The following is a 15,650-nucleotide window of genomic DNA, read 5'->3' as shown; positions in this document are numbered from 1 at the left end:
GTACCATGACTGATGTCGCACGGCGGGCGGAAATCCTCCCGTCTGAGAAGTTAGACGAGATAGACGTATCGAATTGGGCGGTATTTGTCGCCGCCTTGGGGATTCTGGCGAAACGTGCGCGCTCGCACTTGCGCATTTCAGAGTTGATTGGATCGGCAGAGCGTTTGGTCGAAACCATTCGACAGCGCCTATTCCCGCGGTGGCGCTCGACGCGGGACTACGATGAACCGCGATCTGAGATGAAGGCCTTCTTGGGGTCTTGCCGGCGGATTTTTTGGGGCCTGGCAATGTTCAGTGGCCTGAGCAATCTTTTGATGCTCACGGGCTCATTCTTCATGCTCCAGGTCTATGATCGGGTGCTACCCGGACGGAGCATACCGACATTGGTAGCGCTCTTGTTCCTTGCCACAGTGCTCTACGTCTTTCAGGGTGGCCTGGATCTGGTCCGAAATCGAATAAGCGCGCGCATTGGCCGCTACTTTGACGAAACGCTTGGGGCGCGAGTCTTCGATTCGATGGTTCGTCTTCCGCTGAAGACCCGGGGCGACGGCGACGGCATGCAGCCTCTTCGGGATCTTGATCAGGTCCGAAGCTTTCTTTCAGGAGGCGGACCAACTGCGCTGTTTGACCTGCCCTGGATGCCCGTTTATCTCGGCATCTGCTTCCTTTTTCATTTCTGGATCGGCGTGACCGCCCTGATCGGTGGGCTGTTGCTGGTCTCCATAACAGTATTGACTGAAACGCGAACGCGCGGCCCGGCAAAGGCATCTGCGCAGTTGGCAGTTTCACGTAGTGCGCTTGCTGCGGAGGGGCGACGAAACGCCGAAGTTCTGCAGGCCATGGGCATGAGGCGGCAGGCTGCGCAGCGTTGGCAGGCCACGAATACCAAGTACCTTGCCGCACATGAGAGAACGAGCGATGTGGCGAGCGGGCTCGGTGGGCTGTCCAAGGTGTTTCGTTCATTTCTCCAGTCGCTTGTCCTTGCCGTTGGCGCGGTCCTTGTCATCAATCAGGAATCTACGGCCGGCATCATCATTGCTGGATCGATCCTGACGGCGAGGGCACTTGCCCCGGTAGAGACGGCGATCGCCAACTGGAAAGGATTCGTCGCCGCGCGTCAGTCCGGACAACGGCTGGATCAGCTGCTTGAACTTCTGCCCAAGGAGAAGGAGCCGCTCGCGCTGCCGGCGCCGACCGAAACGTTCGTGGTGGAGCAGCTTTATGTCGCGGCGCCGGATTCAGACAAGCTGATCCTTAATGATGTTTCGTTCCATCTGCGAAAGGGCGAGGCCGTCGGAATCATCGGGCCGAGCGGTGCCGGCAAGTCGACGTTGGCCCGTGCGCTTGTTGGTGTCTGGCCACGGCTTCGTGGCAAGATCAAGCTCGACAACGCTGCGCTGGATCAATGGTCCTCGGAAGCATTGGGTAAACATATCGGCTATCTGCCGCAGGATATCGAACTGTTCGAGGGCAGCATCGCCGTTAATATTGCGCGATTCGATCTAAAAGCCACCCCGGACGCCGTCCTGGAAGCGGCGCGAATTGCAGGCGTGCATGATCTCATCCTTTCATTCCCGGAAGGCTATAGTACCCAGGTTGGTGAGGGCGGAATGTCCTTGTCCGCTGGCCAGCGACAGCGGATCGGGCTTGCGCGTGCCTTCTACGGCAATCCCTTCCTGGTGGTGCTTGATGAGCCGACCTCAAATCTCGATGCAGAGGGGGAGGCAGCGCTGACCGAGGCAATCGTCAACGTGCGTAACCGCGGGGGCATTGTCGTAGTGGTTGCCCATCGTCCAAAAGCGCTTGAAGCCGTCGATCACGTATTGGTAGTGGGCGATGGAAGAGTGCAGTCGTTTGGTCCGAAAGAGGAGGTTCTCAGGACCGTGCTGCGGACACCCGTCCCGCTCAAGGTGGTGGCGGATAGCCAGGGAGGCGGCAGATGGACAGTGCGGTAACCCCGGCGCTGCACTCGATTCAGCGATACATGGTCGTCGGGATCATCATGACGACTTTCGTGACGTTTGGAATCGGCGGCTGGGCGGCGACTTCGCAGTTGTCAGGCGCCGTGATCGGACAAGGCGTCGTCGTCGTCGATTCGAGCGTGAAGAAAGTTCAGCACGGAACCGGCGGTATTGTCGGCGAACTGCGGGTGCGGGACGGAGACAAGGTTAGTGCGGGTGACATACTAATTCGTCTTGATGAAACTCAGACGCTGGCTAGCGCGACGATCGTCACCAAGAGCCTCGACGAACTGCTCGCCCGCCAGGCTCGCCTTGAAGCGGAACGGGACAGCGTCGACCAGATCGCATTTCCGAAGGCGCTGCTGGAAAGGATGAAAGACAGCCGTTCCGAAGCCGGGCGCGCCATCGCTGCCGAACGGGCGTTATTTGACCTTCGCGGCCAGGCCCGGAACGGGCAGAAGTCGCAGCTCAAGGAGCGACGAGCGCAGCTGCAGGACGAAATCAAGGGCTATACAGGACAAGCCGAGGCCAAGCAGAAGGAAGTTAATTTCATCCTTGGAGAACTGGAAGGAGTTCGCGGCCTCTGGCAGAAGAATCTCGTGCCGATCGCTCGGCTCAACGCGCTGGAGCGCGACAGCGCTCGTCTGGAGGGCGAGCGTAGTCAATTGGCCGGGATGATCGCGCAGGCAAAGGGCAAAATTGCCGAGGTCGAACTTCAGATCATTCAAATCGATCAGGATTTGCGAACCGAGGTTGGCAAGGATTTGATAGAAACCCGCTCAAAGCTGTCCGAACTTGCTGAACGCAAGATCGCTGCCGTAGACCAGCTCAATCGCATCGACATTCGAGCACCCCAGTCCGGCCGAGTTCACCAGCTTGCGGTCCATACTGTCGGAGGCGTGATCGCCCCGGGCGAGCAGATCATGCTCATCGTGCCGGATGCCGACGCCCTCGCAGTTGAGGTCAAGATTGCTCCCCGAGAAATTGATCAGGTCTATGTTGGTCAATCGGCAACGCTTCGGTTTGCGACCTTCAATCAGAAGACAACCCCCGAGATAGAGGGGGAAGTCGCCGTGGTCTCAGCAGACCTCACACAGGAACAGCGGACCGGCGCGAGCTATTACACGGCTCGGGTTCTGCTCAAGGCCGAGGAACTGGCAAAGCTCGGATCGGCCAAGGTGGTGCCAGGCATGCCGGTCGAGGTCTTTATCAAGACGCCGTCGAGAACCGCGCTGTCCTATCTGCTCAAGCCCTTGCAGGATCAGGCGCAGCACGCGTTGAAGGAACGCTGAACGTTCCGTCCAACTGAATCTCGTCACTGGCTAACCGGGTAACGGCAGTGTTCTCGATGACGACGCAGGTAAGCCGTCCTGTTGCGTAGGCTCCCGTGTCGATATTCATCCGGTTCAGCCGCAGATCGGGCTCGTTCACCGGTGTATGGCCGTGCACTACGAAGCGTTCGAACGGCTGTTCCCAGTTGAGAAAATCGTCACGGATCCAGAGCAGATCATCCTCGGTCTGTTCGTGGATTGGAACGCCTGGGCGAACACCGGCATGGACGAAGAGAAAGCCGCCACAGCTAAACGTCAATTCGAGCGCTTGCAGAAAATCGAGATGCTCTCTCGGAAGTGTTTCCGCGAACTCGGTCGCCAGCATGGTCTGTTCGTTTCGATCAGGATTGATGCTCGGTTTAAGACCGTAAGACAGTAGGGTTTCGAGACCGCCGTACTGTCGCCATTCGTCCAGGCTTCGTGGATCGGTAAGGAAACGCGGCAAGAATGTTTCATGGTTTCCGCGAAGGAAGATTGCTTCGTGGGACTGCTGCCATCGTAGCAGCAGATCGAGCACACTTCGCGAGTCGGGTCCCCTGTCGATATAGTCACCGACGAAGACGGTAATTGGACGGGGAACCGGACGTTGTTTGCAATCGGCATCGATTGCGGCCAACAGCCTCTGCAGAAGATCGGAGCGGCCGTGCACGTCGCCCACTGCATATATTCGGATACCTTCGGGGAGTGCCGCATGCGTTTGGCTGCCTTGGCCAAGCGTGCGGGTCGAGAGGTTAGCCTTCGACATGGATTGCGCGCGTCGCGAACCCCAAGCTCGATCCGCCGACGCCGAGACGTGGGCGGCTGAAAGGCGGCGAATGTAAGAGCGCCACAACTCCCACCTCCGAACACGTGTCGGTTCGGAGCTACGGGGCAGAGGCGGTTTTGACCTCTCGTCGAGCGGAGCGGTCAGCACGTCCTTCTGTCGTGCCGTTTGCTCGCATTCGAGCTGCTCGATACCCAAATCAGGCGTCACGTGATCGCTTTGATCGTTTGCAAAGTAGCGTCCACTAAGCACATCCATTCGCCTGTGATGAAACGTCATCGCTGCGATTGAAACGAGTAGAACCACTTCCATGCCAATAATGACAAGGAGCCCTGCGAGCATAAAATAAACTAACTCTTATTTTAAATATCAATATAATATTTTTAAATTTAGCTTGCTGGGGAATTGGATGCAATATAATATCTTATATTAAATTTGAGGTATTTAACGTGGTTCGCTGGTTGTTCGACCAGGTCACTTGGGATGGGCAAGCTCTTCTGGTGCCTGCAACAACAGATTCCGGCCAAGTAGTATGCAAGGTGCCGCGCAACACGATCCATATGCTGCGCTTGTATTCCGACGCGATCGGTCGCGAAATACATCTGGAGCGGCAGAGGATCGCCGAGAAGCTCGCGCCGTTTTTGGCTGCGAAGTTGTCGCAGGCCCCTAACGTCGAAGCGGTGGAGTTATTTCCTTGGGAAGTCCGGGATTGACGAGAAAGCGTTCCTGAGTGGAAGACTGCTCGCGCGTTAGATGTGCAGGAAGCGGGATTGCTTCCATAGGTGACCACGACCCATGACGCCGGGTGCGACACCGGCAACTTCGCAATTCCCATGAGATGTCAGAACGGGCAGTTAGGTCGAGACCCTATTCATCTTCGACCTACCTTGAATTCGCGATGATAGTTGGGCAGATTGACGCATATGCAAACCCGGCTCCGTTGTCCGACCTGCAGCCGAATCCCAAGCCAGTAACACGCGGAGAGCGCGGAAGCCCAATGGACTCAAGGTTTGATCATCGAATAACCGAAGAACAGGCTGACGAATGGTTGGCGCTCTGCCGGCGCTTTTTTCAACTTCTCGCAGCTCGCAAGAAGCGACAGTTCAATCGAAGAGTGTCGATCGCGGACCTACTTTCCGAACGCCATGACAACGCTGCGGCTTGTGGGTTCGGAGAGGGCACGACAATGTATGATAATGTGCTCGTTCTGAGTGAGGTCACCGTTGGACGAAATACTTGGATCGGCCCGGGCTGCATTCTGGATGGATCGGGTGGGAGTCTCGAGATCGGCGATTGGTGCTCCATTTCCGCCGGTGTTCAGATCTACACGCACAACACCGTGAATCGCTCTACCTCGCTTGGAGCGGAGCCGGTCGACTACGCGCCGACAAGAATCGGTCACGGCGTCTACATCGGTCCAAATGCCGTCATTCAGATGGGGGTCACGGTAGGTGACAGAGCGGTGATCGGCGCAAACTCGCTGGTTAATCGGGATATCCCACCAGGAGCTAAGGCGTTCGGGTCTCCTGCACGACTTTACGGCATTGAAGCGTCTCGGCCGAAATCCGCACGGCCCGACGAGTAAACTAAATCCTCAACGTTTGGCAGCAATCCGTCGATCTGACGTGCCGTCCCGCATCGAGGCGTCCATCGGAGCCGGGCGAACGAGGGCTTAGTCCAAGTCGCCGAAGCTCCGGTGAAGGAAGCAAAATCTCCTTGTCAGGCCACAAGTTGCGGACGGAACAGAACGTCGACGCCATAACTCGTGGAGTTGTAGCTATTCGTTGGGAAAAGGGCGCCTGATCCATAAGCGTACACGCCGTTTCCTCCACTCGTGGCGGACGATGGTGCAGTCAGCGGTCCGTTGGTAACTGCCGAGTTAAACAGGCCGGGATCGGCGGCGTAGTTTCCTGACGTGTGATAGGACGCAACATACGTTGTCCCGGCCGTGATCGTCACCGGTGTGGCGAAGTCCACCTGCTGCCAGCCGCTCGCCGTCTCGTTGGTAAAGGTGGCGGTTGCAAGCAGGGTACCGGTGCTGGTCCAGAGATGCGCGACATGGGTGCCGGTGTTCGACGCGCCCTTGTAGAAGCGCAGCCCTGTGACGTCTCCGGTACTGGACGCCTGGAATTTGAGCCCGAGCTCGACTGAGTTCGGGTCATTGACTGATACCAAGCTCGGTGTCGGATTGGAGCTGAACAGGCTTACGATGCTCGCAGACGCTGCGTTGACGGTCAAAGAGGCCGTTGCGTTGGCCGTCCCGCCGCGGCCGTCAGAGATGGCATATGTGAACGACGCCGGTCCCGTATAGCCAGAGTTGGGCGTGAACACTACCGTGTTGTTTTGGGCATTGAAGCTTGCGGTGCCGTTGACGGCATTGCTTACGCCCGTGATCGTCAGGTTATCGCCGTCCGGATCGGTGTCGTTGGCGAGCAGCGCCGACGCTGCGATCGAAATCGGGGTGTTCTGAGTAACGCTGAAGCCGGAATCATTCGCCGCTACGGGTGCCTGGTTAACTCCGCCGCCTGCGGGGTTGAAGATCACGTCCACCCAGTAGTTTGTTGCACCGAAGGTACTGGTCGGGAACAGATTGCCAGTGCCATAGGTGTAGACGCCATTGTTGGTGGAGGGTGCCGTGAGCGAACCACTGATGCGCGAAGTGGTGAAGTAGTTGCTGGTGGATGCGTAACGGCCGTTGCTGTGGTAGCTAGCCACGTAGGTGGTCCCGGCATCGATTGCTACCGGGTTGCTGAATGTCACGGTCTGCCAGCCACTCGCCGTTTCATTGGTGAATGTCGCGGTCGCGAGCAGAGTGCCCGTGCTGCTCCACAGCGACCCGGTGTGGGTCCCGGTGTCGTTGGTTCCCTTGTAGTATTTGATTCCGGTGATCGTGCCGGCCGAGGATGATGTGAACCGCACCCCGAGATTTACCTGCGAGCTATCGGAATTAGACAGTATTGCTGGCGTATCCGAGCTTGAGAACAGGCTCACGCTGAACGGCGTCACTGCGATATTGAAGGTCTCACTGGCAGTGAGGCCGCCAGCATCGGTGACCGAAACCCTCACACCAACCGTGCCGGTCGAAGTGGGTGTTCCGCTGAAAGTCCGCGTCGCTCCGTCAAAGTTCAGCCATGCGGGAAGGGCTGACCCGTCGAGGGCAGTCGCAGCATAGGTCAACGTGTCGCCGCTATCGACGTCGGTGAACGTGCCGGCGGGGAGCGTCAGGGAGAAGGTCGAGCCGACGGTCGTGTTCTGATCACCGGTCTGGACCGCAAGCACCGGCGCATCATTTGCGCCATGAATAGTAACCGTAAGTGTCGTCGACGAAGTGGCACCGGCGGCATCGCGCATGGTGTAGTTGAAGACCTCCGTCAGCGTGTTGGTCGATAGCCGCAACGCCTGCACGGCGGAGGCGGTCTCATTGACGGTGTAGGTGTACACGCCCGAAGCATTGAGCACGAGACTGCCATACGCACCGGCGAGTGCCGTGCCGAGCGTACCCGCAGTCGCGCCGAAGCTCACGGCTGACACAGCCTTGGTGTCGCCCGCATTCTGATCGGTGTCGTTGGTCAGCACATTGCCGGTGGCGACCGAGCCGCCGGTGGCGTTGTTGGTACCGCCTCTTTCGGTGGCGTCGCCGGTATCGGCTACCGCCGTCGGTGGCGTATTCGGCGTCGACATCACAACAATATTGAAGGTCTCACTGGTGGTGAGGCCGCCAGCATCGGTAACTGAAACCCGCACACCGACCGTGCCAGTCGAGGTGGGTGTTCCACTGAACGACCGTGTCGCTCCGTTAAACGTCAGCCATGCGGGGAGCGCTGCCCCGTCGAGGGCAGTCGCGGCGTAGGTCAACGTGTCGCCGCTATCGACGTCGGTGAACGTGCCGGCGGGGAGCGTCAGGGAGAAGGCCGAGCCGACGCTCGCGGATTGATCGCTGGTCTGGACCGCAAGCACCGGGGCGTCGTTTGCGCCATGAATGGTAACCGTAAGCGTCGCCGATGACGTAGCGCCGGCGGCATCGCGCATGGTGTAGTTGAAGACCTCCGTCAGCGTGTTGGTCGATAGCCGCAACGCCTGCACGGCGGAGGCGGTCTCATTGACGGTGTAGGTGTACACGCCCGAAGCATTGAGCACGAGACTGCCATACGCACCGGCGAGTGCCGTGCCGAGCGTACCCGCAGTCGCGCCGAAGCTCACGGCTGACACAGCCTTGGTGTCGCCGGCATCCGGATCGGTGTCGTTGGTCAGCACATTGCCGGTGGCGACCGAGCCGCCGGTGGCGTTGTTGGTACCGCCTTTTTCGGTGGCGTCGCCAGTATCGGCCACCGCCGTCGGCGCGATGTTGCTGGCGCCGCTCGGCGAAAACACGACATCGACCCAATAATTTGCGGCGCCATAGGTATTGGTCGGGAAGATGCCGGTCGTGCTGGTGCCGCCATATGAATACACCCCGTTGCCGCCGGCGATCGTCGTGGTGGAGGGGGCAGTCAAGGGGCCGTTCGTGACGGCCGTTGTGAAGTAATTGTTGGTCGCCACATAGGCGCCGGTCGTGTGGTAGGAGGCAACGTAGGTGGTATTGGCGGCGATGGAAACCGCTGACGGCAGCAGAACGGTCTGCCAGCCGCTGGCTGTCGTATTGGTGAAAGTCGCGGTGGCGAGACGGGTGCCCGTCGAAGTCCAGAGATCGACGACGTCGATGCCAGTGTCGCTGGCGCTGCGATAGAATTTGAGAGCAGTGATCTGGCCGGCCACCGAGGACGTGAACTTCATCCCGACTTCGAGCGGCAATCCGTCATTGAAGCTAGTCAGCGCCGGTGTAGCTGACTCGCTGAAGAGGGTGACGGGTGCTGCTCCGGGGGGAACTACCGTCAAGCTGACGCTGGCTGTAGCGGTCCCGCCGCGTCCATCCGAGATCGTGTAGCTGAAGCTCGCCGGACCGGTATAACCGGCATTGGGCGTGAACGTGATGGTGTTGTTCTGCGGATTGGATTGGGTGTTGAGGACAACGGTGCCATTCGTCGGCGCGCTCACTCCGATGACGCTTAATGCATCGCCATCTGGATCGCTATCATTGGCGATCAAGGACGCCGCCGTGATTGTCGAGGCCAGATTCTGAGTCAAAATCGGTCCGGTGTCGTTCGTGGCCACCGGCTGGCTGTTGGCGGTTGACGGATTGAACATGACGTCAACCCAGTAATTCTCTCCCGAAAACGTGCTTGCCGGAAACGCGACGTTGCTACTGTACGTATAGACGCCATTTCCGTTGGCGAGAGCCGTTAGTGGACCGCTCGTCACATTGCTCGTGAAGTAGTCAGGGCTGACGGAGTAATGGCCCACGTTCGTGTGATAGGACGCAACATAGGTCGCGCCCGCGGTCAACGCGATCGGCGTGGTAAAGGTCACAGTCTGCCAACCGCTAGTGGTTTCGTTTGCAAAGGTAGCGCTTGCCAGTAACGTACCGGTGCTTGACCAGAGCTGGCCGGTGTGGGTCCCCGTATCCTGGCTGCTCTTGTAGTAGCGGATGCCGGTTACCGTGCCTGCCACCGAGCTTTGAAACTTGACACCTAGCGTGACCGCGCTTGCATCCGTGACGTTGACGATATCGGGGCTTGCCGAGCCCGGGAAGAGCGTAATGTAAGGCGGATCAGTGACGACCACCGTGCGGCCTGCTGACGGCGTTTCGAGATTGATGGAATCGTCTACCGCCCGGCTCTTGACGGTGTAGGTGCCCGCAACCTGCGGCGACCAGCTATAGGTCCAGTTTTCGTCACCGATTGCATTATACCAAGTCAATCCACCATCTGTTGACACTTCCACGGCGCCGATCACACCTCCGCCAAGGTCCGATGCCGTGCCAGAAATTGTGATCGTACTCTGCGCGCTGAAGCTAGCTATCGCATTGATGCTGGAGGTTGGAGCGGTAGTATCGGTTGAGGCGGTTGTGGCAACCAGTCCCGACTGAAGCGTCCCCGGCTGGATGCCCATGTCAGCCAGAAGGTTGACCATCGCTTGTTGCACGCGCGGGTCAGTGGGGGTCGGCGCCAGATCGTGGTTGTCGCTCAGGCCCCATGACCAGTAAACCGTCCCGGCCCCAAAGACCAATGCACCACTCGGCGCGCGATAGAGGCTCAGGCTATGCGTTGAGACGCCACTTCCGACTGTGTTGCCGTAATCGAGTAGATAGGTATTGACTGGAAGCGTCGTCGAGGACAGCCGAACCAGGCCTGCGGGATCGAATCCGTTGTCGGGTGCTTCATCCCACTCATAGCCGAGATAGTTCTTTGTCAGCGTCGCCGTCTGTCCGGCCTGTAGATTGGCAATGCTGGTGTTGCGCCAGAAGCGGAGATTGGCGTCATCGTAGGGAACTGTGATTGCCTGGAGGTCGGTTTGGCCGATATCATCGACCTGGAACATCTGTCCTATTAAGGCGTTTTCAGGAACTCCTCCGCCGACCGCCGGTGGGCTGAAGCGCGGATCACGAAACGTTCCTGTCCACTGATCGCTCGGATCGATGGATGAATTTGCCCAGGTCTCCTTATAGGAGATCAATGTGCGGTAGGCTGTGCCGTCGCTACTGATGCTGTTGCCCCAGCGCGTGCGCCAATACATCTCGTTGCCGCTCCAGAACGACAAATTCACGCCGGCATCGCGTGCCGCCTGGACGTTGTCGCGTTGCTGCCCCGACCAGTATTCGTCGTGGCCAACGTCGAGATACATTTTGTGGTTAAGGAGCAAGCTGCCGTAACGGTCAGTATCGACGCCCGCCATGTAGGAGACATCGTAACCGTTCTGCTCCAGCCAGTAGATCGCCGAGTACTCGGCCCCGAACAAATAGTCTTGTGGACCGGCGGCCGTACCGACCCCGCCGCGGGTGGCGATCGGACGGTTGTAACTCACCGCGTACGCGCGTCCTCCGCCTTGACCCGTTGCCGGACCGTTGCCGCCATAGAAATTTGCTCCGCCCCAGCCATTATAGGCCTGCCACGTCGTGTCCGACGTTTGGAAGATGATGTCGCTGGTGCTGCTGTCATCCCTCACGATGAATGGGATATGATTTTCGCCGAAGGTTCCATCCTGGCGCACGAGCTTCGCAATGTAGACGCCGGACACTGCATCCGCCGGAATGTCCCAGGATGCGGAAACAGACCAATTGCCGGCATCGACTAGGCCGGTGGTCGCGTCGCGCAGCGGTGCAGGCTGATTTTGTACGCCCGTGTGCTGGATCGTGGTGACCAATCGAGCACCCATGCCGCCGTAGTATCCGAGGCGATAGATTTCGATCCGGTAGTTTGATGAGTTCGTATTGATCTTGAAGTCAATTCTGTTGCCATTATCGACGCTGATGTCGGTAGCAAAACCTTCGATATTCGAACTGCCAGCGCCGTCGATATCCCACACGCTTTGCGGGGTTCCCTGCTTCTGATTCTCAAGAACGATCGGGTTTGTGGACGCTGCCGCGGCGGCCGCGAGGGGATTGGGCGATGCCGTTGTGGTCGCACTCGAAGCCGTTGCAGTCGTAACCGAACCTGACAGAACACCGCCTTGGCCGGTCCCAGGCCCCGGATCGGTCTGGCCTCCTACCAACGCCCAATCTTTGATTGGAGCAACATTCTGTAGAGACATCTCCGCGCTGACTGAGGCCCCCATGATCCCGGCCTGGCCGGTTAACAGGAAATCTGCTCCGCCTGATGCTCGGCTGTCATTCACTTGGCCGCTCAAACGCACATGCGCCGCGTTGGCCGCTATCTGGTCGAGTACCTGTGTTGGAGCAAGGAAGTAGCCGCAACCACAAATGGCGGCAGCCGCCGGAGGGGGCGCAGATGAGCCAATGATAGTTGGGGCCAACGGCGCGGAAGGGACCCTGCCTAGGAGCACAACGGGATCTGACATTGCTGGCTCGGCTGCCGCAGGGGCTGGCGCTCGAACTTCCGCTGTCAACCCTGCGAAGCGAGCCTCGGCGATTTCGGTGAATGTCGACGCGGCGGCACCTAAGCCGATCATGCCCGGACCTTCCCACCATTTCCGCGCGGCGAGAAGCGACTCGCTATCAGTGTCCAAATCGGGTGCGCGGGCATTTCCTCGCAGGACAGTGCGTGGCCAAGCCTGCAGTCCGAGAGCAATACGGCCCAAACCGGAAACTTCGTAAAAGGACCTCATGATATCCTCGCGCGAGAAAGGGGAATACGTATGAGAGGCTGCAGCCGTGATGACTGAGGGGATGCCGAAGCGACGGCTTCAATGAACACGACGCTCGCGGACCGCTGGACAGCCAAGCTACGGTGAGCAGTGACGCTGAACGAGCACGCGTGCTGATACGACAAGACACAGCGTTCGATCTGCCGCTCGGCCACGATCGCATCGTTATCTGCAACGGCTGCTAAGACCATGGCCCCACCGGCAAATGTTTAATTTTCAACCAAATTAAACGGTAAAATGCAACAAATATATTTAATATCAATTCTCTTTCTGTGTCGAGCAACAAGTTTTGGTGATAATAAATAGATATCGAGTCAGATTGCCTCAATCGGTGAAGAGTATTGACTTTCCAATGGGTTGATTGGGGACGGGAGGTTTGTTTTTGGCAACCAATCTGGTTCTTTCGAATTAGAATAATCAGCCAGAGATTTACATTGATGGAATTCGCTCCCAATGAGCCCGCCGTCGCGGAGGTCCGACAACACTCCGGGATGCTTTTGCATAGGTCACGTTGCGGTGATACTTTCCTTCTGCCACAAAGCAGTGACCGACAAAGGGATGGTTGAGCAGGGCCGCGTCGTACGAGCCCCCGAGCCGCATTGTAACCTAGTGCGGGATGTAACCTAGCGCGCGGGATCCTACGGCCCGTTCAAAGAGCGCAGCCATGCTCTCGCTACCATGAGTCAACCGCCAAGCTGAACCAGCGTTGGCCGCAAATCCGCTCGTTCGGCTATCGCACGCCTTGCACCGTGTACGTACGCGGGGAGGCAAGGGTGTTGAATGAGCCGAGAAGAAAAAACTCTTCTGTAACATCTAGAGAGCCAGCGAGAACTCACAAGCCGGTCGGTTCAAAGCTGTAATCCGCGTCCTTAGCTTTCGAGTGGCAGGAGGTCGCCTGGCCCTGCTGGTTGCTCCAGGTTTGTATTGCCGGTCGCGATCAATCACCCTGCTGCAACATCAGTCTTGTGACTGGGATGCGGCTGGCGCAGTGTTCGGTGTTTAGGTCTATTGACGCATATGTTCGGCTAGGCCTAAGTTTGTTTTTTGCTTTGGGTGCCCCGTCTCGTTTAGAGAAAGAAGTTAGGGCTATGAGTCATAATCTTGTTAGTCTAACGAAAGCGATTATTCCCGCTTCCTTACATCCGACGTTAGGGCGCCTGCGCCTAAGGCTCGCGCCTAGGTCGACACCGCGTTTTCAAAATTGGCGATATAAGGAATGGCCGGTGCTACAGTGCGATATTGCCTACAATGCGTTGGGAGGCTATTGCGTGCCGCTTTCGTCTCGGCATCGATATGCAGCCCAAGTAATCCTCCGAGGAAATGTATATGAGTCGCACACCATTGATTTCATCGTTCAGAATGCCAAAGATGGAGATGTTGTCCACGCGGGTGCGTTTTTCGGAGATTTCTTGCCGGCCTTGTCTCGGGCGTGTGCGCCCTTACGCAAGGTTTGGGCTTTTGAGCCGGACCCTGAGAACTATCGTTGTGCTTTGATTACGACTTTGATTAACGACCTGCAAAACGTAAGCCTAATGAATGCAGGTTTGGGTGACACAAGGGGTGTTGCTAAGCTGGTCACGCATGATGAGGCCGGCAAATCTCTTGGAGAATTAAGCCATATTCAACTGCATCATCCTAGTCCAAGGCCAGTCGAAGCTGTGACCGTCGAGATGGTAACGATCGACGAAACAATTCCGGCCGACCGGAAAGTCAGCATTTTACATCTCGACGTCGAAGGTTTTGAGCAACAAGTCCTAACTGGAGCACTAACAACTATTCGCCGCAACCGCCCCTTCTTAATTTTAGAGGATGTTCCATCAGAAGATTGGTTCGCCAAAAACCTCAGCCCCCTTGGCTATCGGGTTGACCGCCGTATTCATCACAACACATTGCTTGTGCCCGACCGTACCTCCTGATGTCCTCCCTTATTAAGAGAGTCTGCTCTTATTACGCCTGATGGCTGGCGCTTAACCAATCGTGACAGCCGCTTCGTCGGCCACCATTTCACCGGCAACAGCTGGAGCGGCCATACGCGGCGCGGCTCAAAACCAAGAGATCCACCCCACCCAAACCTCCGCCCCAAAGGAGCCTTGAATCTGATGCGCCTCTAAGAGCGAATCCTCAGGATTGAACTCCGCCTAGCCAAGGGACACGCCGGTATGGTTCGTGTGATCAGGATAATGCCACGGTGGAAAAGGGTCGCTCAGATTGCGCCAGCTCTCCGGATCGAAGCCAAACTCCGAACGGGCAAGGCAGGCATCGAGCGAGGCTCGGATGTACCCTTCGTCCATGCCTGAACCGATGAACACGAGTTCCTGGCGACGGTCGCCCCAATTGCCATCCCACCGGCTGTTGAGATGTTCTTGAAATTGAGGATGGCTTGGCCAGCTCGGCTTCGGGACCGTCGCCCACCAAAAGCCCATGGGCTCGCACCGACGTTGTATCCCGGCAACGGAGAGAAGGCCCACCCAATCCGGACGCGTAGCAAGCCAGAAATGTCCTTTGGCACGTATGACACCCGGCCAGGGCTCGTTGAGAAACGACAAGAGTCTGGCGGGATCGAAGGGACGTCTTTCCCTGTAAACGAAACTGGATATCCCGTACTCCTCTGTCTCCGGCACATGAGAACCGGGGCTATATAGTTCCCTATACCAGAGCGGATGTGTCGCAGCCTTCGCTTCATCGAAAAGGCCGGTGTTCAGAATCGCCTGGAGAGGAATCTTGCCGAAGTCAGTCTCGACTTGGCGTGCCTGGGGATTGAGCGCGGTGATTACCTTGCGAATTTCCGCACGCGTCGCCTCCGTCGCTTCTGACGCTTTGTTGATCACCACCACATCAGCAAACTCGATCTGCTCAACCAAAAGATCGACGAGCGTCCGCTGGTCGTACGTATCGCGCAACTCGCCACGGTCGCGCAGCAGATCGCGACTGCCATAGTTGGCGAGCAGGCTCAAGGCATCCACGACGGTGACCATCGTGTCGAGTCTCGCAACATCGGAAAGGGAGACACCGGCCTCGTCGCGAAACGAGAACGTTGCCGCAATGGGAAGGGGTTCAGCAATCCCAGTTCCTTCGATCAGTAGATAATCAAAGCGCCGTTGTTCAGCCAATCGCCTGACCTCCACCAGGAGGTCGTCCCGTAACGTGCAACATATGCAACCATTGCTGAGCTCCACGAGCGACTCGGTCGTGTGTGAAAGATTGGCACCACCGTTGCGGACCAGATTCGCGTCTATGTTCAACTGACTCATGTCATTGACGATGACCGCAACGCGCAGGCCTTCGCGATTCGTCAGTACGCGATTAAGCAATGTTGTTTTGCCCGCGCCCAGAAATCCGCTGAGCACCGTTACTGGCAGCCGATCGGCCTCGCTCGGTCTGTCCTTCATGCGTCTT

Annotated in this window: 8 protein-coding genes; 5 read left to right on the top strand and 3 right to left on the bottom strand. The window is 57.8% G+C overall.

The window, feature by feature from the left end; genetic code table 11:
• The first annotated feature begins 239 nt into the window (after positions 1–239).
• Both V1278_RS29620 and V1278_RS29615 read left to right on the top strand, forming a co-directional pair.
• The gene (locus tag V1278_RS29620) at positions 240–1,955 is read left to right on the top strand and encodes a type I secretion system permease/ATPase (protein ID WP_334384288.1); all 1,716 of its coding nucleotides are present in this window, start codon (positions 240–242) and stop codon (positions 1,953–1,955) included.
• A complete protein-coding gene (locus tag V1278_RS29615; protein WP_334383143.1) occupies positions 1,940–3,253 on the top strand; it encodes an HlyD family type I secretion periplasmic adaptor subunit in 1,314 nt (437 codons plus the stop codon). The genes V1278_RS29620 and V1278_RS29615 overlap by 16 nt, the downstream gene beginning before the upstream one ends.
• Here the strand turns inward: V1278_RS29615 and V1278_RS29610 are convergent.
• Positions 3,207–4,397 (bottom strand): metallophosphoesterase family protein, encoded by a 1,191-nt coding sequence (locus V1278_RS29610; RefSeq protein ID WP_334383142.1) that lies wholly within the window; start codon positions 4,395–4,397, stop codon positions 3,207–3,209. The genes V1278_RS29615 and V1278_RS29610 overlap by 47 nt on opposite strands.
• Positions 4,398–4,516: 119 nt before the next feature.
• On the opposite strand from V1278_RS29610, the gene V1278_RS29605 reads away from it, so the two are divergent.
• Positions 4,517–4,768, top strand: coding sequence for a hypothetical protein (locus V1278_RS29605; RefSeq protein ID WP_334383141.1), 252 nt, complete (start codon positions 4,517–4,519; stop codon positions 4,766–4,768).
• Between the two features lie 284 nt (positions 4,769–5,052).
• On the top strand, positions 5,053–5,640 hold the full coding sequence (locus tag V1278_RS29600) for an acyltransferase (RefSeq protein WP_334383140.1): 588 nt from the start codon (positions 5,053–5,055) through the stop codon (positions 5,638–5,640).
• Between the two features lie 134 nt (positions 5,641–5,774).
• Here V1278_RS29600 and V1278_RS29595 read toward each other — a convergent pair whose 3' ends face one another.
• Positions 5,775–12,059 carry a DUF4082 domain-containing protein gene (locus V1278_RS29595; protein WP_334383139.1) on the bottom strand — a complete coding sequence of 2,095 codons (6,285 nt, stop codon included), beginning with the start codon at positions 12,057–12,059 and terminating at the stop codon, positions 5,775–5,777.
• Between the two features lie 1,418 nt (positions 12,060–13,477).
• Between V1278_RS29595 and V1278_RS29590 the strand changes: the two genes are divergently transcribed.
• On the top strand, positions 13,478–14,170 hold the full coding sequence (locus V1278_RS29590) for an FkbM family methyltransferase (RefSeq protein ID WP_334383138.1): 693 nt from the start codon (positions 13,478–13,480) through the stop codon (positions 14,168–14,170).
• 222 nt (positions 14,171–14,392) lie between these two features.
• Here V1278_RS29590 and V1278_RS29585 read toward each other — a convergent pair whose 3' ends face one another.
• Positions 14,393–15,643 carry a GTP-binding protein gene (locus V1278_RS29585; protein ID WP_334383137.1) on the bottom strand — a complete coding sequence of 417 codons (1,251 nt, stop codon included), beginning with the start codon at positions 15,641–15,643 and terminating at the stop codon, positions 14,393–14,395.
• Positions 15,644–15,650: the final 7 nt, after the last annotated feature.

Source organism: Bradyrhizobium sp. AZCC 1577, from assembly GCF_036924575.1.
GTDB lineage: Bacteria > Pseudomonadota > Alphaproteobacteria > Rhizobiales > Xanthobacteraceae > Bradyrhizobium.
The sequence above is the reverse complement of the archived record's forward strand: the minus strand, read 5'-3'. Positions and strand labels throughout refer to the sequence as shown.

Excerpts from the sequence above, each read along its gene's own strand:
- V1278_RS29620 (WP_334384288.1), top strand. The coding sequence starts at position 240 with ATGAAGGCCTTCTTGGGGTCTTGCCGGCGGATTTTTTGGGGCCTGGCA.
- V1278_RS29615 (WP_334383143.1), top strand. The coding sequence starts at position 1,940 with ATGGACAGTGCGGTAACCCCGGCGCTGCACTCGATTCAGCGATACATG.
- V1278_RS29610 (WP_334383142.1), bottom strand. The coding sequence starts at position 4,397 with ATGCTCGCAGGGCTCCTTGTCATTATTGGCATGGAAGTGGTTCTACTC.
- V1278_RS29600 (WP_334383140.1), top strand. The coding sequence starts at position 5,053 with ATGGACTCAAGGTTTGATCATCGAATAACCGAAGAACAGGCTGACGAA.
- V1278_RS29595 (WP_334383139.1), bottom strand. The coding sequence starts at position 12,059 with ATGATCGGCTTAGGTGCCGCCGCGTCGACATTCACCGAAATCGCCGAG.
- V1278_RS29585 (WP_334383137.1), bottom strand. The coding sequence starts at position 15,643 with ATGAAGGACAGACCGAGCGAGGCCGATCGGCTGCCAGTAACGGTGCTC.